This window comes from Roseococcus sp. YIM B11640 (assembly GCF_049727625.1).
Classification (GTDB): domain Bacteria; phylum Pseudomonadota; class Alphaproteobacteria; order Acetobacterales; family Acetobacteraceae; genus Roseococcus.
This window is the reverse complement of record NZ_JBBJOZ010000002.1, coordinates 305206-326071: the sequence shown is the minus strand read 5'-3', so window position 1 is coordinate 326071 and position 20866 is coordinate 305206. Positions and strand designations below refer to the sequence as shown.

Annotated in this window: 19 protein-coding genes; 15 read left to right on the top strand and 4 right to left on the bottom strand. The window is 69.7% G+C overall.

The window, feature by feature from the left end; genetic code table 11:
* The first annotated feature begins 86 nt into the window (after nt 1-86).
* The gene (locus tag WJM96_RS08975) at nt 87-1016 is read left to right on the top strand and encodes a Hint domain-containing protein (protein WP_424812132.1); all 930 of its coding nucleotides are present in this window, start codon (nt 87-89) and stop codon (nt 1014-1016) included.
* 78 nt (nt 1017-1094) lie between these two features.
* On the opposite strand, the gene WJM96_RS08970 is transcribed toward WJM96_RS08975, so the two are convergent.
* Nucleotides 1095-2237, bottom strand: coding sequence for a bifunctional 2-C-methyl-D-erythritol 4-phosphate cytidylyltransferase/2-C-methyl-D-erythritol 2,4-cyclodiphosphate synthase (locus WJM96_RS08970; RefSeq protein ID WP_424812131.1), 1143 nt, complete (start codon nt 2235-2237; stop codon nt 1095-1097).
* A 112-nt stretch (nt 2238-2349) separates the two neighbouring features.
* Between WJM96_RS08970 and dusB the strand changes: the two genes are divergently transcribed.
* The 11 genes from dusB (at nt 2350) to WJM96_RS08915 (ending at nt 15506) form a co-directional block, all read left to right on the top strand.
* Complete coding sequence (gene dusB, locus WJM96_RS08965; RefSeq protein ID WP_424812130.1) at nt 2350-3390, top strand: tRNA dihydrouridine synthase DusB; 1041 nt, start codon at nt 2350-2352, stop codon at nt 3388-3390.
* Nucleotides 3390-4553, top strand: coding sequence for a two-component system sensor histidine kinase NtrB (locus WJM96_RS08960; protein ID WP_424812129.1), 1164 nt, complete (start codon nt 3390-3392; stop codon nt 4551-4553). Before dusB ends, WJM96_RS08960 begins: the two co-directional genes overlap by 1 nt.
* A complete protein-coding gene (gene ntrC, locus WJM96_RS08955) occupies nt 4550-5989 on the top strand; it encodes a nitrogen regulation protein NR(I) (protein ID WP_424812128.1) in 1440 nt (479 codons plus the stop codon). Before WJM96_RS08960 ends, ntrC begins: the two co-directional genes overlap by 4 nt.
* A gap of 16 nt (nt 5990-6005) precedes the next feature.
* Entirely contained in the window at nt 6006-8252 is a 2247-nt protein-coding gene (locus WJM96_RS08950; protein ID WP_424812127.1) for an ATP-binding protein, read from the top strand.
* Nucleotides 8242-9636 (top strand): sigma-54-dependent transcriptional regulator, encoded by a 1395-nt coding sequence (locus WJM96_RS08945; RefSeq protein WP_424812126.1) that lies wholly within the window; start codon nt 8242-8244, stop codon nt 9634-9636. The genes WJM96_RS08950 and WJM96_RS08945 overlap by 11 nt, the downstream gene beginning before the upstream one ends.
* Nucleotides 9637-9652: 16 nt before the next feature.
* Nucleotides 9653-10525 (top strand): D-amino-acid transaminase, encoded by an 873-nt coding sequence (locus WJM96_RS08940; protein ID WP_424812125.1) that lies wholly within the window; start codon nt 9653-9655, stop codon nt 10523-10525.
* Nucleotides 10522-11226 carry an HAD-IA family hydrolase gene (locus WJM96_RS08935; RefSeq protein ID WP_424812124.1) on the top strand — a complete coding sequence of 235 codons (705 nt, stop codon included), beginning with the start codon at nt 10522-10524 and terminating at the stop codon, nt 11224-11226. Before WJM96_RS08940 ends, WJM96_RS08935 begins: the two co-directional genes overlap by 4 nt.
* 69 nt (nt 11227-11295) lie before the next feature.
* Complete coding sequence (gene hfq / locus WJM96_RS08930) at nt 11296-11646, top strand: RNA chaperone Hfq (RefSeq protein ID WP_424812123.1); 351 nt, start codon at nt 11296-11298, stop codon at nt 11644-11646.
* 94 nt (nt 11647-11740) lie between these two features.
* On the top strand, nt 11741-12958 hold the full coding sequence (hflX, locus tag WJM96_RS08925; RefSeq protein ID WP_424812122.1) for a GTPase HflX: 1218 nt from the start codon (nt 11741-11743) through the stop codon (nt 12956-12958).
* Nucleotides 12955-13785 carry an inositol monophosphatase family protein gene (locus tag WJM96_RS08920; protein ID WP_424812121.1) on the top strand — a complete coding sequence of 277 codons (831 nt, stop codon included), beginning with the start codon at nt 12955-12957 and terminating at the stop codon, nt 13783-13785. Before hflX ends, WJM96_RS08920 begins: the two co-directional genes overlap by 4 nt.
* A gap of 5 nt (nt 13786-13790) precedes the next feature.
* Nucleotides 13791-15506 (top strand): solute carrier family 23 protein, encoded by a 1716-nt coding sequence (locus WJM96_RS08915; protein WP_424812120.1) that lies wholly within the window; start codon nt 13791-13793, stop codon nt 15504-15506.
* A 119-nt stretch (nt 15507-15625) separates the two neighbouring features.
* Here the strand turns inward: WJM96_RS08915 and WJM96_RS08910 are convergent, their stop codons facing one another.
* From WJM96_RS08910 to WJM96_RS08900, 3 genes are read right to left on the bottom strand one after another with little or no spacing between them, the layout of a single operon-like run.
* Nucleotides 15626-16339, bottom strand: a complete 714-nt coding sequence (locus WJM96_RS08910) for a haloacid dehalogenase type II (RefSeq protein ID WP_424812119.1) — start codon at nt 16337-16339, stop codon at nt 15626-15628.
* On the bottom strand, nt 16336-17217 hold the full coding sequence (locus WJM96_RS08905) for an isocitrate lyase/PEP mutase family protein (protein ID WP_424812118.1): 882 nt from the start codon (nt 17215-17217) through the stop codon (nt 16336-16338). Before WJM96_RS08905 ends, WJM96_RS08910 begins: the two co-directional genes overlap by 4 nt.
* A gap of 13 nt (nt 17218-17230) precedes the next feature.
* Nucleotides 17231-18187: a Bug family tripartite tricarboxylate transporter substrate binding protein gene (locus WJM96_RS08900; protein ID WP_424812117.1), complete on the bottom strand. Its 957-nt coding sequence runs from the start codon at nt 18185-18187 to the stop codon at nt 17231-17233.
* An 82-nt stretch (nt 18188-18269) separates the two neighbouring features.
* On the opposite strand from WJM96_RS08900, the gene WJM96_RS08895 reads away from it, so the two are divergent.
* From WJM96_RS08895 to WJM96_RS08885, 3 genes are read left to right on the top strand one after another with little or no spacing between them, the layout of a single operon-like run.
* Nucleotides 18270-19487: a nucleotide sugar dehydrogenase gene (locus WJM96_RS08895; protein WP_424812116.1), complete on the top strand. Its 1218-nt coding sequence runs from the start codon at nt 18270-18272 to the stop codon at nt 19485-19487.
* The gene (locus WJM96_RS08890) at nt 19480-19872 is read left to right on the top strand and encodes a nuclear transport factor 2 family protein (RefSeq protein WP_424812115.1); all 393 of its coding nucleotides are present in this window, start codon (nt 19480-19482) and stop codon (nt 19870-19872) included. The genes WJM96_RS08895 and WJM96_RS08890 overlap by 8 nt, the downstream gene beginning before the upstream one ends.
* A complete protein-coding gene (locus WJM96_RS08885; protein WP_424812114.1) occupies nt 19872-20822 on the top strand; it encodes a D-2-hydroxyacid dehydrogenase in 951 nt (316 codons plus the stop codon). Before WJM96_RS08890 ends, WJM96_RS08885 begins: the two co-directional genes overlap by 1 nt.
* Nucleotides 20823-20866: the final 44 nt, after the last annotated feature.

Sequence of the window (20866 nt, the reverse complement as noted above, 5' to 3'; positions counted from 1 at the left end):
CTTCCAAGAGAGGTAAGCCTTGGATAGTTTCCCGCGCATAGGAAACTTGTTCCCCTGTTTTCGCGGCACTTTGGACGGAGTTGGAGATGGGCACCTATTCAACGCTGTATCTTTATACGCTTAATCAGAACGGAAACAGCAATACGGGCTCAATCACCGGCCAGGTTCCAAATAGCAGCGCACAGGCGACTGAAGGCGTGGATGACGGTGTTGCAACCGTCAATGAAACATTCAGTATTTCTTTCAACGATCCGGGAACGGGCGCGACCTATGACGGCACATACACCTATTTGGGTCATAGCACCGGCATATCCGGTTTTATCGGTCAGGGAACGGACGGAAATTATTATTTATTTTCCAATGATCCGTCGCTGGCCAACGGCACGACCCTGAGCCATTTCACGGCCGAAAACCTCGCTCTCTGCTTCCTGCCTGGAACCTTGATTGCGACGCCGGGTGGCGCTCGCGCCGTCGAAGACCTCACCATCGGTGATCCTGTGCTGACGGCCGATGGCCGCACGATCCCGGTGAAGTGGATGGGCCGGCAGACGATCAGCACCTTTTTCGGCTTTCCGGAAGCGCGGAGACCGGTGCTTGTCGAGGCCGGAGCCTTGGGGCAGGGCCTTCCGCTCCGGGACCTGCGCCTGACCGCCGATCATGCGTTGCTGATAGACGGGCTTCTCGTGAACGCCGGGGCCTTGGTCAACGGCACGACCATCCGCCACCTGTCCGTCGCCGAGATGGGCGAGCGTCTTGTCGTCCATCATATCGAGACGGAGGGCCACGAGGTCATCCTGGCGGAAGGTTGCGCGGCGGAGACCTTCGTCGACTACGCGACGCGCGCGCACTTCGACAATTATGCCGAGTACCTCGCCCTATACGGGGAGCCCGCCGATGTCATGGAGGCGCTGGAGGCGCCACGCGTGAAAGGGCGGCGCCAGCTTCCGGCGACGCTCTGGGCGCGCATCGATGGACAGGCTGCCGCCACGCGTCGCGAGATCGACGCCGCAGCCTGACCCGGCGGAGGAGCTAGGCGGCTAGCCCGCGCCCGGCCGTCCAACGAGCCGCCTGGACTAGCCGGGCGTCTCAGGGCATCAGTCGGGAATCAGCAGGCTTACAGCCGCCTGGCAGGCGATGCCCTCGCCTCTGCCGGTGAAGCCGAGCCGCTCGGTGGTGGTGGCCTTCACGCCGATGCGCTTCTCCTCCACGCCCAGCAGCTCGGCGAGTCGGGCGATCATGGCGGGCGCGTGCGGGCCGATCTTCGGCTGCTCGCAGATGATCGTGACGTCCGCGTTCACCAGCATGCCGCCGCGGGCGGCGATTCGGCCGGCCGCATGCACCAGGAACTGGGCGCTGTCGGCGTCCTTCCACTTCATTTGGGAGGGCGGGAAGTGGCGGCCGATATCGCCCTCCGCCAAGGCGCCGTAGATGGCGTCGCAAAGGGCGTGGATGCCGACATCCGCATCCGAATGGCCATCGAGGCCGAGCTCGTGCGGCACGGTCACGCCGCAGAGGATCAGCGGGCGGCCGGGCACCAGGCGGTGCACGTCGAAGCCGGTGCCCATGCGGGGCATCAGGCGGGGGAGGAGGGAGGCTTCCACGCGGGCGAGGTCCTCTGGAAAGGTGATCTTCACGTTGCTCTCATGGCCCGGGACCAGCGCGACGGCGGCCCCCTGCCATTCGAGAAGTTGGGCATCGTCGGTCGCCTCGGCCGTCGCTGCCTCGTGGGCGGCGCGGAGGGGGGCGAAGCGGAAGGCCTGGGGCGTCTGGGCGCGATAGAGCCCGGCACGCGGCACCGTCTCGCCGATCGCGCCCGATGCCGCCCGCTTGAGTGTGTCCGAGACCGGCTGGGCGGGAATGGCGCCGGGGGCGGATTCCAGCGCGGCCAGGAGCGCCTCGATGGTTCCTGCCGGGATCACCGGCCGGGCGGCGTCATGCACCAGCACCACCTCGGGGCCATGGGGAGCGAGGGCCGCGAGGCCGGCCTTCACGCTGGCCTGCCGCGTGGCGCCGCCGGGGACGGGGGGCAGATGGGGCAGGCCCGCCAGCATGCCGACGACTCGCGCCTCCTCGCCCGCCGCGCAAACGGGCTGCAGCAGCCGGACCTGGCCGCCGGCGAGCAGCGCCTCGGCCGCCGCCCGGAGGACCGGCCTGCCGAGGAGGGAGGCATATTGCTTGGGTTCGGGGGCGCCGAAGCGCTCGCCGCGCCCGGCCGCCATCAGGAGAGCGGCAATCATTTCGGCCCACGGCATAGCCAGATCATCCCGGCAGAGGAAGCCGGGCGATGAAATCCATGACATCTCTCAGCCGCCGTGGACGTGGCGCTCCAATTTGCGTATGGCTGCACAAATGATGAGCACCCGCCTTCGCCCGATCTCGCTGTCGCGCGACGTGACCATCGAGACACCCGTCATCCTGGCCCCCATGTCCGGCGTGACGGACCTTCCGTTCCGGCGCCTGGCCCGCGCCGAGGGGACGGGTCTCGTCGTCAGTGAGATGATCGCCTCGGCCGCCATGGTCCGCGAGAACTGGCAGAGCCTGAAGATGGCCGAGACGGACGGCTTCGGCGCGCCCTCCTCGGTGCAGCTGGCCGGCTGCGAGCCCTCGGTGATGGCCGACGCGGCGCGGCTCGTGGTGGATCGCGGCGCCGCCATCGTGGACATCAATTTCGGCTGCCCCGTGAAGAAGGTGGCGGTGGGCCAGAGCGCGGGCTCGGCCCTGATGCGCGACGAGGTCCGCGCGGCCGCGATCCTGGAGGCGGTGGTGAAGGCCGTCCCGGTGCCCGTGACGCTGAAGATGCGGATGGGTTGGGACCACAACAGCCTGAATGCGCCCAAGCTCGCGCGCATCGCGCAGCAGTGCGGCATCCGCATGGTCACCATCCATGGCCGCACCCGCCAGCAGCTCTATACGGGCGTCGCCGACTGGGACTTCATCGCCAGCGTGAAGGCAGCGGTGGACCTGCCGGTCATCGCCAATGGCGACATCGTGACGGTGGACGACGCGGCGGCGGCGCTGACGCGCTCCGGCGCGGATGGCGTGATGATCGGGCGCGGCTGCTACGGCCGGCCGTGGTTCCCGCGTCAGGTGGCGGCCTTCCTCAACGAAGGTATCCGCATCCCGGATCCGACGTTGGCCGAGCAGCTGGAGATCCTGCTGCGCCACTATCGCATGATGCTGAGCCACCACGGCGAGAAGAACGCCGTGCGCATGGCCCGCAAGCACATCGCCTGGTATTCCCGGGGCCTGCCGGGCAGCGCGGAATTCCGTTCGCAGGTGAACCGCGTCGAAACCCCGGCCGAGGCCGAGGCGCTCATGCTGGGCTTCTACACACCGCTGATCGAGCAAGGCGTCGAGGCCGTGCGCGAAGCCTACGCAGAGGCCGCGTGATGGCGGCGGGCGTCATCGGCAAGGTCGCGGCCCTGGCCCGGCGGCCGCGCAACGTGCCGGTCCTGCCTGACTCGGGCGCGATCCTCTCGGCGCTGCCCATGCCGGCCGTGGTGCTCGATGCCGAGGACCGCTTCCGCTTCGCCAATCCCTCGGCCGAGCTTTTCTTCCAGCAATCGGTCCATGGGCTGACCGGCATGCCGCTCTCGGAGCTGCTGCCGGAGGACAACCGCCTCTTCGCGCTCCTGCATCAGGTGCGTGCGACGGACAGCCCCGTCGCGGATCACGACCTGGTGCTGGAGAGCCCGCGCCTGCGGCGGCACGGCGTCTCGGCCTATGGCGCGCCCATGCCGGACATGCCGGGGGGCGTGGTGCTGACCCTGCAGGACGGCTCGACCGCCGCCATGCTGGACCGCCAGCTTCATTTCCTGGGCGCGGCCCGCGGCGCCACCGCCATGGCCGCCATGCTGGCCCATGAGGTGAAGAACCCGCTCTCCGGCATCCGGGGCGCGGCGCAGCTCCTGGAACAGGGCGCCTCCGAGGCCGATCGGGAGCTCTGCACCCTCATTCAGGAGGAGAGCGACCGCATCCGCAAGCTCGTGGACCGGATGGAGATGTTCTCCGACCGGCCCATCACGCCGCGCGCGGTGAATATCCACTCCGTGCTGGACCATGTCCGGCGCGTGGCGCAGAGCGGCTTCGCCTCCTCGGTGAAGATCAGCGAGGAATACGACCCCTCGCTGCCCGCGGTCTGGGGCGACCGCGACCAGCTGGTGCAGATCCTGCTCAACCTCGTGAAGAACGCCGCGGAGGCCGTGAGCAGCGGTGGCGCCAGCGGCGGCCCGGGCGAGGTGCAGCTCGTCACCGCCTATCACCATGGCGTCCGCATCGCGATTCCCGGCAGCACGGAGCGCGTGCACCTGCCGCTGCAGGTGATGGTGCGCGACAACGGCCCCGGCATCCCCGAGGCGCTGCGCGCCACGCTGTTCGAGCCCTTCGTGACGACGAAGCGGGGCGGGCAGGGGCTGGGCCTCGCACTCGTCGCCAAGCTCGTTTCCAACAATGGCGGCCTGATCGAATGCGACAGCCGTCCCGGCCGCACCACCTTCCGCCTGTCCCTGCCGGCGCCACCCCCGGGCGAGCCCGGCCATGAGAGTGACGAATGACCGAAGCCCGTACCATCCTGATCGCCGACGACGACCGGGCGATCCGCACCGTCCTGTCCCAGGCGCTGACCCGCGCCGGCTATAATGTCCGGGCCACCTCCTCCGCCTCCACCCTCTGGCGCTGGGTCGAGGATGGCGAGGGCGACCTCGTGGTCTCGGACGTGGTGATGCCGGACGAGAACGGGCTGGACCTCCTCCCGCGCATCAAGCGCGTGCGGCCGGACCTGCGCGTGGTGGTCATGAGCGCGCAATCCACCTTCACGACCGCCGTGAAGGCCGCCCAGCGCGGCGCCTTCGAATACCTGCCCAAGCCCTTCGACCTGAAGGAGCTGCTGAACGTCGTCGAGCGCGCGCTGGTCCAGCCCGCCGCCAACGACGCCGAGGACGAGGAGGGCGAGCCCGAGCGCCTCCCGCTCATCGGCCGCAGCGCCGCCATGCAGGAGATCTACCGCACCGTCGCGCGCCTCACGACGGCCGACCTCACCGTCATGGTCACGGGCGAGAGCGGCACGGGCAAGGAGCTGATCGCCCGCGCGCTGCACGACTACGGCAAGCGCCGGCAGGGCCCCTTCGTGGCCATCAACATGGCCGCCATCCCGCGCGAGCTGATCGAGAGCGAGCTCTTCGGCCATGAGCGCGGCGCCTTCACCGGCGCGCTGACGCGCGGCGTGGGCCGCTTCGAGCAGGCCGCCGGCGGCACGCTCTTCCTCGACGAGATCGGCGACATGCCGGCCGAGGCCCAGACCCGCCTGCTGCGCGTGCTCCAGGAGGGCGAGTTCACCACGGTCGGCGGCCGCCAGCCGATCAAGGCCAATGTCCGCATCGTGGCCGCGACCCACCGGGACCTGCGCGCCTCCATCCGCGCCGGCCTGTTCCGCGAGGACCTCTTCTACCGGCTGAACGTGGTGCCCATCCGCCTGCCGCCCCTGCGCGAGCGGACGGAGGACATTCCGCTGCTGGCGCGCCATTTCCTGGACCGCGCCCGCGCCTCCGGCCTGCCGCAGAAGACCCTGAGCCCCGAGGCGCTGGAGCGCCTGAAGCGGCACGCCTGGCCTGGCAATGCGCGCGAGCTCGAGAACCTCATGCGCCGCCTCGCCGCCCTCTACCCGCAGGAGATGATCGGCGAGGAGCAGGTCGCGGCCGAGCTGGCCGAGGCCGAGGCGCCTTCCGACGGCGCGCCGCGCAGCAGCGAGACGCTGGAGCAGGCTGTCGAGCGCCACCTCAAGCTTTTCATGGCCGCGCACAAGGACGGCATGCCCATCCGCGACCTGCATGAGCGCGTGATCTCGGAGGTCGAGCGGCCTCTGCTCCGCCTGGCGCTCAGCGCCACGCGCGGCAACCAGATCAAGGCGGCGGCGCTGCTCGGCCTCAACCGCAACACGCTCCGCAAAAAGCTGCGCGATCTGGAGCTGCCCGTGGTCCGCGGCCTTTCATGAGGAAGGGCCGCCCGGCATGAGCGGCCCCGCCTCCCGCCCCCGCGTTCCGCTGCTGCGCCGCGTCTCGGACATGCTGCTGGGCCGGGGCGTCACCCTCGGCCTCGGCCTCGGCGCGCTGCTCATGGGCATCGCGACCTTCGTCCTGCTCTCGGACGGAAGTCCTTTCGGCCCGACGCGGCCGGGGCAGGTGGTCGCGATCTTCCTGACCAATGTCGCCATCATCCTGCTGCTGCTGGCCTCGCTGCTCGGGCAGCTGGTGCGTGTCTGGGCGGAGCGGCGGCGGGGCTCGGCGGGCTCCCGGCTGCACACGCGGCTGGTGCTGCTCTTCTCGGTGGTGGCGATCGTGCCGGCCATCGTGCTTTCGGGCTTCTCGGTCGGCTTCTTCAACCTCGGCATCCAGGCCTGGTTCAGCGACCGCGTCCGCACGGCGCTCGAAGCCTCGCTGGCCGCTAGCCGCGCCTATTTCGAGGAGCACCAGAACAATATCCGCGCCGACGCGCTGGCCATGGCGAACGACCTCAACCGGGCCATCGTCCTGCTGCCGGACCAGAGCCTGGCCTTCGCGCGGGTCCTGGGCCAGCAGGCGGGTGCGCGCGGCCTGACGGAGGCCGTGGTGTTCGAGCCGGTGCAGGGCCGCATCATCGCCCATGCCGGCGTCTCGTCGGGCTTCCTGCTGGCGCCGCCGCCGGACTGGGCCATCGAGATGGCCACGAACGGGGATGTCGCCGTCCTTGCCAACGAGGACGAGAACCGCGTGCGCGCGGTGGTGGCGCTGGCCCAGCCTTCGGGATTGCAGCTCATGATCGGGCGGCCGGTGGATGCCACCGTGCTCGACCATATGCAGCGGACCGAGCAGGCGGTGACGGCCTACCAGGCCATCGACCGGAACCGCGAGGGCTTGCAGATCACCTTCGTGATGATCTTCGCCATCGGCTCCCTCCTGGTGCTGCTGGCGGCGGTGCTGATCGGCCTTGTGCTCGCGAACCAGCTGGCCGGGCCCATCGCGCGCCTGATCACCGCGGCGGAGCGGGTGCGCGCCGGCGACCTCACGGTGCGGGTGGAGGAGGGCGACTCGGATGACGAGGTCGGCAGCCTCAGCCGCGCCTTCAACCGGATGACGAACCAGCTCGCGGCCCAGCGCGCCGAACTGATGGAGGCCTACCGCCAGATCAGCGAGCGGCAGAACTTCACACAGGCGGTGCTGGGCGGCGTCTCGGCCGGCGTCGTGGGTCTCGACGCAGAATTGCGGGTGAATCTTCCCAACCGCAGCGCGTCGCAGCTCCTTGGCCTCGATCTGGAACAGGCCATCGGCCGGCCCATGGCGGAGGTCGTGCCCGAATTCGCCGGGCTCCTCGCGCAGACCGGCGCGACCCGCACGGCCGAGATCCGCATCGGGCCGCCGCATGAGCGCCGCACCTTGCTCGCCCGCCTGTCTCCCGAGGAGGAGCAGAAAGGCCACGTTCTGACCTTCGACGACATCTCGGCCCTGCTCACGGCGCAGCGCCAGGCGGCCTGGGCCGATGTCGCGCGGCGCATCGCCCATGAGATCAAGAACCCGCTGACACCGATCCAGCTCAGCGCCGAGCGGCTGAAGCGGCGCTACCTCAAGCAGATTCAGGACGATCCGGAGACCTTCACCGCCTGCACCGACACCATCGTCCGCCAGGTGGGCGACATCGGCCGCATGGTGGACGAGTTCAGCGCCTTCGCCCGCATGCCCCAGCCGGTGCTACGGAACGAGGAGATGGGCCGCCTGGTCCGCGAGGCGCTGGTCCTGCAGCAGAACTCCCGCCCCGAGATCCATTGGGTGACCGAACTGCCCGAGACGCCGGTCCATGCCCATTGCGATCGCCGCCTGATCAACCAGGCGCTGACGAATCTGTTGAACAACGCGGCGGACGCGATCGCGATGCGGGTCCAGCGCGACGAGGAGGAAGGAAAGCCCAGGCCGCGCCCCTTGGGTGAAATTCGCGTCAGCCTGGCGCGGGAGGGCGACATGATGACGATCGCGGTGGAGGATGACGGGATCGGGCTGCCGGAGGGCGTGGAAGTGGATCGTCTGACCGAGCCCTATGTCACGCATAAGGCGAAGGGGACCGGCCTCGGGCTTGCCATCGTGAAGAAGATCATGGAGGACCATGGTGGACGGATCGTGCTGCGGAATGCGAAAGGTGGACCTGGCGTCCGCGCCGAGTTGCTTCTGTCGGCGCGCGATGCGGGAGTGCTGGAAGGGGAAGTGATGGAGCGCGGGCATGGCGCATGACATCCTGATCGTCGACGACGAGCCGGATATTCGTTCGCTGATCGACGGAATTCTCTCCGACGAGGGATTCGAAACCCGTCAGGCGCATAATTCCGATACCGCGCTGGCACATTTCAGGGCCCGCCGCCCCTCGCTGGTGATTCTCGACATCTGGCTGGCCAATTCCCGGCTGGACGGCCTCGGCATCCTCGACGCCATGCACCGCGAGGAGCCGCACGTCCCCTGCGTCATGATCTCCGGCCACGGGACCATCGAGACGGCCGTCCAGGCCATCCAGCAGGGCGCCTACGACTTCATCGAGAAGCCCTTCAAAAGCGACCGCCTCCTCCTGATCGTCGCCCGCGCGCTGGAGGCGGCGAAGCTCCGCCGCGAGGTGAGCGACCTCAGGCTCCGCGCCGGCTCCGAGATGGAGCTGGTGGGCGTGTCCCAGGCCATGGCGCAGATGCGCGCGGCCATCGAGCGCGTGGCGCCCACCAATTCGCGCGTCCTCATCAGCGGGCCGGCCGGCACGGGCAAGGAAGTCGCGGCCCGCATGCTGCATGCCCGCTCGCGCCGCGCGGACGGCCCCTTCATCGCGCTCAACTGCGCGACGCTGAACCCCGCCCGCATCGAGGAGGAGCTCTTCGGCGTGGAGCCGCAGGGGGATCAGCCTCGCCGCGCCGGCACGCTGGAACGTGCCCATGGTGGCACGCTTCTGCTCGACGAAGTGGCCGACATGCCGCTGGAGACGCAGGGCAAGATCGTCCGCGCCCTGCAGGAGCAAGGCTTCGAGCGGGTGGGCGGCGCCACCCGGGTGAAGGTGGATGTGCGGGTCATCGCCACCACCAACCGCGACCTCCAGGCCGAGATCGCGGCCGGGCGCTTCCGCGAGGATCTGTTCTACCGCCTGTCGGTCGTGCCGCTGCGGATGCCCGCGCTGCGCGAGCGGCGGGAGGACGTGCCCGCGCTTTCCCGCCACTTCATGGCGCGCTCCATCGAATCCTCGGGCCTCGCGCCGCGCGCGCTGGCGGAGGACACGATCGCCGCGCTGCAGACCTATGAGTGGCCGGGCAATGTCCGGCAGCTGCGCAACCTCATCGACTGGCTGCTCATCATGGCGCCGGGCGATGCGGGCCAGCCCATCCGCGCCGACGCCCTGCCACCCGAGATCGTCTCCGCCGCGCCCTCGATGCTGCGCCTGGACCGTTCCAGCGAAATCATGACGCTGCCGCTGCGCGACGCTCGCGAGATGTTCGAGAAGCAGTATCTCGAGGCGCAGCTCCTGCGCTTCGGCGGCAACATCAGCCGCACGGCCAACTTCGTGGGCATGGAGCGCAGCGCGCTCCATCGGAAGCTGAAGTTCCTTGGCGTCCAGGCCGAGGACAGGGCCACGGGAACGGCCTGACCCCCGGAAGGATCGCATGTCCAAGATCGCTTATGTCAACGGCGCCTATCTGCCGCAGCGCCATGCCGGCGTGAACGTGGAGGACAGGGGTCTTCAGTTCGGCGACGGGATCTACGAGGTCGTCCATCTCTATCGCGGCCGCTTCATCGACGAGGACCGTCACCTCGACCGCCTGGAACGCTCCGTGGCCGAAATCCGCATGCCCATGCCCATGCCGCGCTGCGCGCTCAGGATGGTGTTGCAGGAGGTGGCGCGGCGGAACCGGCTGAAGGATGGCCTGCTCTACATGCAGGTGACGCGCGGCGTGGCGCGGCGCGACCATGCCTTCCCGGCGGGGGAGGTCCTGCCGAGCCTGATCGTGACCATCCGCGGCATCCCGGCCTATCCGGCCGATGTGGAGAAGTGGACGGGCACCGCCATCACCCACCCCGACCTTCGCTGGGCCCGTTGCGACATCAAGAGCGTGAACCTGCTGCCCAACGTGCTGGCCCGACAGGCCGCGCGCGAGGCCGGCGCCACCGAGGCGATCCTCTACGACGAGGCGAGCCGCATGGTGCGCGAGGGGGCGGCGACCTCCTTCTGGATCGTGGACGCGAACGGCGTGCTGCGGACGCGTCAGCTCGACAATTCCATTCTGCCCGGCTGCACGCGCGGCGCGCTGCTGGCGGAGCTCGATGCGGCGGGCATCGCCTATTCGCTGGGCGAATACAGTCTGGACGAACTGGCGAACGCGCAGGAGGCGTTCCTCACCTCGGCCACCTCCTTCGTGAAGCCCATCCTGAAGGTGGATGGGAAGGATGTCGGCGATGGGAAGGTCGGCCCGGTGACGCGCCGGCTGTTCGATATCTTCTCGCGCCATGTGCATGCGGGGCTGGGAAACGCGGCGTGACGGCGCCCGACGATCGCAGGGCGAAGCCCGGAGATCTGAACCCGCCGCCCAGCGCCACGCCCACGGCCATCCTGTTCGATTGGGACAACACCCTCATCGACGGTTGGGCCGCGATCCAGGCGGGGTTGAATGCCGCGTTCCGCGAATTTTCCATGCCCGAATGGGATCGCGCGCAGGTTCTCGCCAATGTGCGCAAGTCGCTGCGCGACAGCTTCCCCCCGCTCTTCGGGGCGGAGTGGGAGAGGGCGCGGGACATCTTCTACGAAGCCGTCCGTGCCTCCCATATCGAGGCGCTGACGCCGCTACCCGAAACGCTAGCGATGCTGGACGCTGCCGCCGGACGGCCGCTGGGCGTGGTCTCCAACAAGCAGGGAGCGCTGCTGCGGGCGGAGGCCGAGCACCTCGGCTGGACGCGGCGCTTCGGAGCCGTGATCGGCGCGGGCGACGCCGCCGAGGATAAGCCATCGGGCGCGCCGATCCTGATGGCATTGTCGGCCATGGGGCTGACGCCTGGCCCGGGCGTCTGGTATGTGGGCGACACGGCGATCGACATGCAGGCGGCCCGCGCGGCTGGTTGTACGGCTGTTTTGCTCGGTGCGGCCGAGCATGACGGAGGTGTCGCCGCATGCTGTCCGGACATGGATTTTCCGGGCGGCGCGGCCCTGGCCGGGCATTTGCTGGGCCTGGACAAGGCGGGCTGAACACCCGACATTCGCGCCTCACTTGCGGCGGCCTCCGGCTACCGCATTAAGAAGAAGAAGGAGGCCGTGATGGCCGAGAAATCCCAGAACGTGCAGGACGTGTTCCTGAACCACGTTCGGAAAAGCAAAACTCCCGTGACGGTGTTCCTGGTGAACGGCGTCAAGCTCCAGGGGATCATCACCTGGTTCGACAATTTCTCGGTGCTGCTGCGCCGGGATGGACACACTCAGCTCGTCTACAAGCACGCGATCAGCACCGTCATGCCGGGCGCGCCGATCATGCTGTTCGACCCGCAGGCGGCCGGTGCGGCTGCCGGCACGGCGGGTGCAGCCGGTGCTGCGACGACGGCCGCGGGGACGCCGATCCGCGAGACGACGCTGACCATCGGCAGGGAGCCCGCCGCTGCCCGCGACGAGTGAAGACACCACCGCCGCGCCGACGCGCGCGGCGGTCATCCTGCCCTACGAGCGCACGCAACGTTCCAATGTGCTGGAATTCGCGCCCGCGGGCAGCATGCCCCGGGCCGCGGAGGCGCGGCTCGCCGAAGCCGTGGGCCTCGCCGCCTCCATCGGCGTGACGATCGTCCATTCGGCGATCCATCCGCTGCGCCAGCGCCGCCCTTCGACCTTGCTGGGCGAAGGGCAGGTGGCCATGGTGCGCCAGGCGCTGGAGGAGCAGGAGGCGAAGCTCGTCGTGGTCGACGCGGCGCTCACCCCCGTGCAGCAGCGCAACCTGGAGCGCGAATGGGGGGCCAAGGTCATCGACCGCACGGGCCTCATCCTCGAGATCTTCGGCGAGCGCGCCCGCACGCGCGAGGGCTCGCTGCAGGTCGAACTCGCGCATCTGGAATACCAGCGCACGCGCCTCGTCCGGTCCTGGACTCACCTGGAGCGTCAGCGCGGCGGCTTCGGCTTCCTCGGCGGCCCGGGTGAATCGCAGATCGAGATCGACCGCCGGCTGATCGGCGAGCGCATCGTGAAGATCAAGCGCGAACTGGAGCAGGTGCGCCGCACGCGCGGCCTCCACCGCAAGGCGCGCGAGCGCGTGCCGTACCCCGTCATCGCGCTGGTCGGCTACACCAACGCCGGCAAGTCCACGCTATTCAATGCGCTGACGGGCGCGGCGGTCTACGCGCAGGACCAGCTCTTCGCGACGCTGGACCCGACGATGCGGCAGATCACGCTGCCCTCCGGCCGCAACGCCATCCTCTCGGACACGGTGGGCTTCATCTCGGAGCTGCCGACGCAGCTCATCGAGGCGTTCCGCGCCACGCTGGAGGAGGTCGCGGCCGCGGACATCATCCTGCACGTGCGCGACGTCGCGCATCCGGACAGCATCGCCCAGCGCAACGACGTCTCGGGCGTGCTGGACGAGATGGCGGAGGGGCCGGACGCGCCGCTCGACGCCGGCTGGCGGGCGCGCACCATCGAGGTGCTGAACAAGGCGGACCTGCTGGGCGGCGTGGAAGCCATCGCGGCCCGCGCGGAAGGCGGGCTCGCGGTCTCGGCACTGGAGGGCGAGGGGCTGGACGAATTGCGCGCCGTGCTCGACCAGCGGCTCTCCGCCAGCATGACGACGGAGCGTTTCGACATCGAGCCGACGGATGGCGCGCGCCTGGCCTGGCTCTACCGCCATGGCGAGGTGCTGGAACGCGAGGATGAGGAGGGCGTGATCCACGTCACCGTCCGCCTCTCGCCGGCCGACCGCGCGCGCTACGATCAGCTGGCATGAAGATCGCGGCCAGTCAGGCGAGCGAATTGGCGGGCGTGCTGCGCGAGGCCGCGCGGGCCGAGATCATGCCGCGCTTCAGGCGCCTCTCCTCCGGCGACATCCGCACCAAGTCGAGTCCGCTCGACCTCGTGACGGAGGCGGACGAGGCGGCGGAGCGGCGCATCACGCCCGTTCTGCAACGGATGTTCCCCTCCGCGCTGATCATGGGCGAGGAGGCGGTGGCCGCCGACCCCTCGCTTCTGACCGCGATGCTGGAGGCCGATCTCTGCTTCGTGATCGACCCCGTGGACGGCACCGCGAACTTCGCCGCTGGCGTGCCGCTCTTTGGCGTGATGGTCGCCGCGATCCATCACGGCGAGACCATCGGCGGCTGGATCCACGACCCCCTTGGGGACGACACGGTGATCGGCCTGCGCGGGGAGGGCGCCTGGATCGAGGCGCCGGATGGCGAGGCGCGCGACTGCCGCGTCGCGCCGCCCGTGCCCGTCGGCTCCATGGTCGGCGCCATCTCCTGGGGCTTCATGCCGCCGGAGCGCAAGGCGCGCATCCTTCCCCGTCTCGCAAGGCTGGCCGGAACGCTGAACTTCCGCTGCGCCGCGCACGAGTATAGGCTCGCCGCAACCGGGGGGGCGCATCTGCTCGTGTACAACAAGCTCATGCCGTGGGATCACGCGGCCGGCGTCTTGATTCATGCGGAGGCCGGCGGCTTTTCCGCACAGCTGGACGGGCAGCCCTATTCGCCGCGGCGGCACACGGGCGGCCTGGTCTGCGCGCCGGATCGCAGCAGCCATGCCGAGGCCCTTCACACGCTCTTCGCCGAAGCCTGAGCGGAATGCTCGGCTTCGCGCCGCGTTCGGCTGACCGGGTTCCCGTCCGGCCCGCGACGGCGGTCTACGGGCTGAACGACCGCGTCCCGCTGGGCAGTGCCGCGGGCCTAGCCTTCCAGCACCTCGCCGTGCAGGCGATCTTCCTGGTGCTGCCGGTGGCCATCGGCGCGCGCTTCGGGCTGGACGTGCGGCAGGCCACGAACTTCCTTTGCCTCAGCCTGCTGGCGCTCGCGATCTTCGCAGCGCTGCAGGGCCTGCGCGTGGGACCGGTCGGCTCGGGCTATCAGGTTCCGGCCATTCCTTCGCCTATCTTCGTGGGGATCTATCTCGTCTGCGCCGGTGCGGGCCTCACGCCGGGCCGGGCGGGCGCGCTGCTGATGCTGGCGGGCGTGGTCGCGCTGGCTGCAAGCCTGCTCATCCGCCGGCCCCAGGTGCTGGTGCCGACGGAGCTCGCGGGGCTTGTGGTGGTCCTGCTGGGGGTCTCGCTGGTGCCGGTCGTTCTGGGCGAGGTGCACCTGCTGAAGCCGGCGCTGCCCGAGACCGCGACGAAGGATATCGCCGTCGCCGCAGGCTCGTTCCTCGTGATGGCGGCCATCGCGCTCTCCCGCACGCGGCTCGCGCCCTATGGCGTGCTGGTCGGCGCGGCGGTGGGCTGGCTGGCGGTGGCGCTGTTGCCGGGCGATTCCGGGATCGGCGCCGTGCTCGCAGCCAATCCCTGGTTCGCCTGGCCCCAACCCGTCTGGCCGGATTTCGAGGGCATTCCGGTGGACCTCGAGCTCGGCTTCGTCTTCGCCATGCTCCCCGCCACGGCCGTGCTGCTCGGCAATCTGCTGGCCTTGCAGCGCGCCGCGGACGCGGATTGGCGCAAGCCCGATGGTGGCCCGCTGCGCCGCGGGCTCCTGGCCCAGGGCCTGACCTTCCTGGCGACGGGCGCCATCGGCGGCATGGCGCCCTCGGCCTCGGCGGCCTGCGTGGGGCTGTCCATCGCCAACCGGACGCTGGCGCCGATCATTGCTCTGCTGGGGGCGGCGATGATCGCGGCGCTGGCCTTCTCACCCAAGCTGGTGGCGCTCTTCGTGGCGATGCCCGGGGCGGTGAAGGGGGCGATGGTCCTCTACGCCACCTGCTTCATCATCGCGACCGGGCTGCAGCTCGTGACCGCGCGCATGCTGGATGTGCGGCGGAGCCTGGTGGTCGGGCTCGGCCTCATCATGGGGCTCTCGGTGGTGATCGTGCCCAACCTCTTCGCCGAGCATTTGCCGGCCCTGGCCTCGCCGCTCACCTTCGGGGCCATGACGGGCTTCTTGCTGCACTTCGCCACCTCGCCGCTGATGATCCGGCAGGCGAGCTTCGCCCTGCCGCTCGATGCGACCCTGCCGCGCGTTGCGGAGGAGCAGGCCTTGCGCCTGGGCGGGGCCTGGGCCGCCAAGAGCGCCACGATGGAACGCGTCGAGCATTTCCTGATCGAGATCGGCGAGGTTCTGGCCTCCCGGGGCCTGGCCACCGCGCAGGTGCACGCGCGGCATGCGGATGGCGAGGTGATCGTCGCGGTTCGCTTCACCGGCCCGCCGCTGCCCGAACCCGCGGCGGCCCCGCATGTGCTGGCACTGGAGGGCGAGACGGGAGAGCAGGAGGCCTTCACGCTCTGGCTCGCGACGCGCGGCGCCTCCTGGGTCGAACGGCGCGCCCATGAATGGCGCGTCGGCTTCGATGATGCTTGATCCTGTCCCCAGGCGCCGGGCGCGCAGCGTACGGGTGCGCGGGTTGGGGTGAAGGTCTGAGCGCGGCCGCGTTTGGGCTCTCGGCCCGAGGCAACAGCGCCCCGGGCCGTCAGGCGGTGCTAACGGCAGCCCATCCGGGCTGCCAGGTCCACGAAGTCCGTCCCCACCCAGTCCCACGGGTCCTCGGCGCTGAGGTCGATGGTCTGGCCTTGGCCGTGCTCGGTCGGGCGCGGGACGAAAGCGGTGGCGAGGCCGGCCTTCCGCGCGGCGCGCAGATCCCCGTTATGCGCGGCTACCAGGCACACCTCCGAGGGCTTGAGCGCCAACAGCTCCGCCGTGCGGAGGTAGGCCTCGGGCTGCGGTTTGTAGGCCTGCACCGGTTCGGCGCCGAGCACCGCGTCCCAGGGCAGGCCCGCGCGCTTGGCCATGTTCGCCAGCAGCGCGATGTTCCCGTTGGAAAGCGGTGCCAGGAAGTACTTCCGCTTCATCCGCGTCAGGCCCAGTAGCACGTCCGGCCAGGGGTCGAGCCGGTGCCAGGCGCGGTTGAGATGGTCCAGGTCGCCCTCGCTGGCACCCGTGACGTTGTGGGCCGCGAGCACTTTCTCCAGGCTTTCCCGATGCAGCACGTCGAGCCGCGTGAAGGGCCGCCGTCCGGAACGGCATTCCTCCATCCCGGGCTGGTAGAGCTTGCGCCATGCATCGGCGAGCGCGAAGGGGTCGAGGTCGGGGCGGCCGATGCCGGGCAGGAAGGCGGCGAACTCGCGCGCGACGCCGCTGCGCCAGTCCACCACGGTCCCGAACACGTCGAAGACGAGTGCCTTGACCTCGCTCATTCCGCCGGCTCCTTCACCGCCCACTTCTTCTCGAACTCCCAGACCTCGGGGAAGCCCATCAGCTCGCAGATGCGGCCGAAGCCGTAGCTCTCGGAGGCGGGCAGGCCGTTGCTGTCACCGTGCTCCTTGAGGTGCGTGTAGGCGCGCTCCAGCGCCGCCGCGACGGCGAGGAAGCCGACCGCCGGATAGATCGCGATGCCGTAGCCGATCTCCTGCAGCCGCTTCTTGGACAGGATGGGCGTGCGCCCGCCTTCGACATTGTTGGCCAGCAACGGCTTGTCCTTGATGGCCTTGCCGATCTCCACCATCTCGGCCTCGCTCTCGGGGCTCTCGATGAAGACGACGTCGGCGCCCGCGTCGCCGTACATGCGGCCGCGGCGGATGGCTTCCTCCAGGCCCAGGCCCGTCCGCGCATCGGTGCGCGCGACGATGAGGAAGTTGGGGTCGCGCCGCGCCTCGGCCGCGACCTTGATCTTCAGCACCATCTCCTCGGCCGGGATGACCTTGCGGCCCGGCGTGTGGCCGCACTTCTTCGGGACCTCCTGGTCCTCGAGCTGGATGCCGGTGACGCCCGCGGCCTCGTAGCCCATCACCGTGTGGCGCACGTTGAGCAGGCCGCCATATCCCGTATCGGCATCGGCGATCACGGGCGTCTTCGACATCTGCGCGAAGCGGCCGACGCGCTGGATCATGTCCGTGTAGGTCGCGATGCCGGCATCGGCGACACCGAGCGCGGAGGCCACCGTGCCGAAGCCCGTGACGTAGAGGCAGTCGAAGCCCATGCCGTCCGCGACCTTCGCGCTGATCATGTCGAAGATGCCGGGTGCCACGACAAACTTCTTCTGGTCGAAACAGGCCTTGAGCGATGGATGGGCCATGGGTGTCGATATCCTATTGCTTGGGAAGGTGGCCGGCCGCGGCAGCCGCGGCCCAGATGCGGTTCTCGCGCTGGAGCGCCTCCAGCAGCCCCGCGGGCGCGCGCAGGTCCGGCTCGATGCCGAGTGCTGCGAGGCGGGCGCGGAAGGTCTCCTCGTTGAAGGCGCGCTCGATGAGCGCGTTGAGGCGTGCGGTGACGACGTCCGGCATGCCCTTCGGCCCGAACATGGCCACCCAGCCGGAGAGGTCGAAATCCGGGATGCCCTGCTCCTGCACCGTCTTCACATCGGGGAAGAAGGGCGTGCGCGTGGCGGTGGAGACGGCGATGATCTTGGCGCGGCCCGTGGTCATGTGCGGTGTCGCGCTCGCCGTGCTGGTCCAGCCTAGCGGCAGGTTGCCCGCCACGATGTCGGTCATGAGCTGGCTGCCGGCACGGTACTGCACGTCGGGAATCTCGGCGCCGATGCGCCGTGCGAGCTCCTGCCCGATGAAGCTCGACAGCGCCTCCGTGCTGCCGGAGGACAGCCGCGTCGGATGGCTGCGCGAGAAGGCGACGAGGCCAGGGATGTCGGCGAAAGGCAGGGTGTGCGAGGCGGCGAGCACCATCGTGTTGCGCGTCAGCATGGCGACGGGCGTGAAGTCGCGGATCGGGTCGTAGGGCACCGAACTCAGCACGTGGCTGTTCATGATGTGCGTCGAGACGACAGCCATCAGCGTGTGCCCGTCGGGCTCGGCGCGGGCCACGACTTCGCTGCCGATGACGCCCGCCGCGCCCGCGCGATTCTCGACCACGATCGGGTGAGGCAGGTGCGGGCGCATCGCCTCCGCCAGCGCGCGGGCCAGGATGTCGGTGCCGCCGCCGGCGGCATAGGGAACGATCAGCCGCACCGGCCTTTGCGGCCAGGCGGGCTGGGCGAGGGCGGGCGCAGCGAGCAGCACGGGGGCGGCCCATAGGGCGCGGCGGCGGATCATGGGGAACGTTTCCTTATTTGCCCGCAGCATCGCGCGCCTTTGCGGGCTGCGGAAGCCCCGGAAGCATGCCAAGCTCGCCTCCATGCGCCCCAGCGTCACCGTGATCGGCCTCGGCTATGTCGGCCTTCCCACCGCAGCGCTCCTTGCCGGCCGCGGCCTACGCGTCCATGGCGTGGACAGCTCGCCCCAGCTGCGCGCGACGCTGGCCGAGGGCCGTGTCCACATCGCGGAACCGGGAGTGGAGGCGTTGGTGCGGCAGGCCGTGGCAGATGGATCCCTCACCATCCACGACACACCGCAGCGGGCCGATGTCTTCGTCATTGCCGTGCCCACGCCGCTGGGCCCCGGCCAGGCGCCGATGCTGGACCATGTGCTGGACGCCGCCCGCGCCCTGGCCCCCGCGCTCGACGAGGGCGCGCTGGTGCTCCTGGAAAGCACGAGCCCCATCGGCACCACGGCTCAGATCGGCAAGCTGCTGCGGCAGCTCCGCCCCGATATCGCGGACATCTCCGTCGCGTATGGCCCCGAGCGCGTGCTGCCCGGCCGCATCCTGGAGGAGCTGGTGCGCAACAACCGCGTCGCCGGCGGCCTCGACCCGCGGGCGACCGAGCGCGCTGTGGCCTTCTACCGGCTCTTCGTCGAGGGCGAGGTGCACGGCACCGAGGCGGCCTCGGCCGAGATGGTGAAGCTCGCGGAAAACGCCTTCCGCGACGTGAACATCGCTTTTGCCAATGAGCTCTCGCTGATCGCGGGTCATCATGGGCTGGACGTGTGGCGCGTCATCGCGCTCGCGAACCTGCATCCGCGCGTGGATATCCTGCGGCCGGGGCCGGGCGTGGGCGGGCATTGCATCGCGGTCGATCCCTGGTTCCTGGCCCATGGCGCGCCGGGAGCCGCGCGGCTCATCCCCGCGGCGCGGGCGGTGGATGCGGCCAAGCGCGACGCGGTGCTGGAGCAGGCCTCGGCGGTCTGCATGGAGGGCGAGCGCGTCATCTGCCTCGGCCTCGCCTTCAAGGGCGACGTGGACGATTTGCGCGAGAGCCCGGCACTGGCGATCGCGACCGAGCTTGCCCGGCGCCATCCGGGCCGCGTGGCGGCGGTGGAGCCGCATCTGGCCGCCGCGCCGCCCGGCTTCCCCGCGCCGCTGATCCCGCTGGAGGAGGCGTTGATGGGGCCCGGTGCCTTGCTGGTCTTGACGGATCACAGCGTCTTCGCTGGCATCCCTCCTGAGCGGATCGCGGGGCGGCGCATCATCGACACCCGGGGAATCATCCGCCTGGAGAATCGTCCCCATGCCTGATGGTCACATGAGCCAGAACGCCATCACCGCCATCCAGGCGGTGGTGCAAACCTATCTCGACGGCCTTTACGAAGGAGATGGCGCGAAGATCGCGGCCGCCTTCCACCCCGTCTCGCACCTCTACAGCGTGGCGAAGGATGGCGGCGTAGCCGATCTGCCGCGCGAGGAATGGCTGAAGCTGATGGCCACCCGCCCGAAGCCCGCCGAGCAGGGGCTGGCGCGCGAGGACCGCATCCTGGCCGTCGACATGGCAGGCGAGGACGCGGCCTGCGTGAAGGTGAATTGCTGCATTCCGCCGCGCTGGTTTACCGACTACCTGCTGCTGCTGAAGACCAGCGAGGGCTGGCGCATCGTGAGCAAGAGCTTCCACACCGAGACCCGCTGATGCGCCGCATCCTGCTCTGGACCGACACGCCCGGCGAATACGTCGCGGCGGTGGAGGCGGCCGGCCTCGCGGCCCGCGTGCGGATGGAAAGCCTGCCCCGCGCCCAGCAGCCGAGCGAGGAACAGCTCGCCGAGACGGAGGCCTTGCTGGGCTGGACGGTCCCGCCCGGGCTGCTGCCGCGCATGCCCAAGCTGCGCTGGGCCCAGGCGCTGATGGCGGGCGTCGAGGGCTGGCTCGCGCTGCCCGATCTTCCGCCGGACCTCATCCTCTGCTGCGCGCGGGGCACGCATGGGGATTCCATGCCGGAGAATATCATCGGTGCGCTGTTTCACCTCACCAAGCCCTATGCGGCAGCCAACGAGGCGCAGAAGGAGGGCCGCTGGCAGCGGCGCGTGCCGGTCTCGCTGAACGGCAAGACGCTCGGCATCCTCGGCCTCGGCGCCATCGGGCAGGAACTGGCCATGCTCGCCGCGACGTTGCGGATGGAGGTGATCGGTACGCGGCGCCATCCCACGCCGCTGCCCGGCATTGCGGAAGTCCTGCCGCCGGAGCGCACGGACGAGGTGCTGTCGCGCGCCGATTTCGTCGTGCTGCTGCTGCCCGCGACGCCGGAGACCGAGAACTTCATTGACGCCGCGCGCCTGTCGAAGATGAAGCCAGGCGCCTGGCTGCTGAACTTCGGCCGCGGCGGCGCGATCGTCGACGCGGACCTGATCGCGGCCGTCACCGAGAAGCGCATCGCCGGCGCGCTGCTGGACGTCTTCCGCACCGAGCCATTGCCATCTGAGCATCCGTTCTGGACGACACCTGGCATCCAGGTGATCCCGCATGTGGGCGGCATGCATGCCGAGCGCGACAAGGCGGTGGCGAAGCTCTTCGTCGAGAACCTGCGGCGGTTCCTCGATGGCGAGGAGCTGCGGGAAGTGGTGGACCGGAATTCGGGATACTGAGCCGTTCCGACAACGGGTGGCCGACCATGTCGGATGAGTAACGG

Bases quoted from the DNA above. Each gene is read 5' to 3' on its own strand.
- WJM96_RS08970 (WP_424812131.1), bottom strand. From the start codon at position 2,237: ATGATTGCCGCTCTCCTGATGGCGGCCGGGCGCGGCGAGCGCTTCGGC.
- WJM96_RS08900 (WP_424812117.1), bottom strand. From the start codon at position 18,187: ATGATCCGCCGCCGCGCCCTATGGGCCGCCCCCGTGCTGCTCGCTGCG.
- WJM96_RS08905 (WP_424812118.1), bottom strand. From the start codon at position 17,217: ATGGCCCATCCATCGCTCAAGGCCTGTTTCGACCAGAAGAAGTTTGTC.
- WJM96_RS08885 (WP_424812114.1), top strand. From the start codon at position 19,872: ATGCGCCGCATCCTGCTCTGGACCGACACGCCCGGCGAATACGTCGCG.
- WJM96_RS08940 (WP_424812125.1), top strand. From the start codon at position 9,653: ATGTCCAAGATCGCTTATGTCAACGGCGCCTATCTGCCGCAGCGCCAT.
- WJM96_RS08890 (WP_424812115.1), top strand. From the start codon at position 19,480: ATGCCTGATGGTCACATGAGCCAGAACGCCATCACCGCCATCCAGGCG.
- WJM96_RS08950 (WP_424812127.1), top strand. From the start codon at position 6,006: ATGAGCGGCCCCGCCTCCCGCCCCCGCGTTCCGCTGCTGCGCCGCGTC.
- WJM96_RS08945 (WP_424812126.1), top strand. From the start codon at position 8,242: ATGGCGCATGACATCCTGATCGTCGACGACGAGCCGGATATTCGTTCG.
- hfq (WP_424812123.1), top strand. From the start codon at position 11,296: ATGGCCGAGAAATCCCAGAACGTGCAGGACGTGTTCCTGAACCACGTT.
- WJM96_RS08975 (WP_424812132.1), top strand. From the start codon at position 87: ATGGGCACCTATTCAACGCTGTATCTTTATACGCTTAATCAGAACGGA.
- WJM96_RS08915 (WP_424812120.1), top strand. From the start codon at position 13,791: ATGCTCGGCTTCGCGCCGCGTTCGGCTGACCGGGTTCCCGTCCGGCCC.
- WJM96_RS08960 (WP_424812129.1), top strand. From the start codon at position 3,390: ATGGCGGCGGGCGTCATCGGCAAGGTCGCGGCCCTGGCCCGGCGGCCG.
- hflX (WP_424812122.1), top strand. From the start codon at position 11,741: ATGCCCCGGGCCGCGGAGGCGCGGCTCGCCGAAGCCGTGGGCCTCGCC.
- WJM96_RS08910 (WP_424812119.1), bottom strand. From the start codon at position 16,339: ATGAGCGAGGTCAAGGCACTCGTCTTCGACGTGTTCGGGACCGTGGTG.
- ntrC (WP_424812128.1), top strand. From the start codon at position 4,550: ATGACCGAAGCCCGTACCATCCTGATCGCCGACGACGACCGGGCGATC.
- WJM96_RS08920 (WP_424812121.1), top strand. From the start codon at position 12,955: ATGAAGATCGCGGCCAGTCAGGCGAGCGAATTGGCGGGCGTGCTGCGC.
- WJM96_RS08895 (WP_424812116.1), top strand. From the start codon at position 18,270: ATGCGCCCCAGCGTCACCGTGATCGGCCTCGGCTATGTCGGCCTTCCC.
- dusB (WP_424812130.1), top strand. From the start codon at position 2,350: ATGATGAGCACCCGCCTTCGCCCGATCTCGCTGTCGCGCGACGTGACC.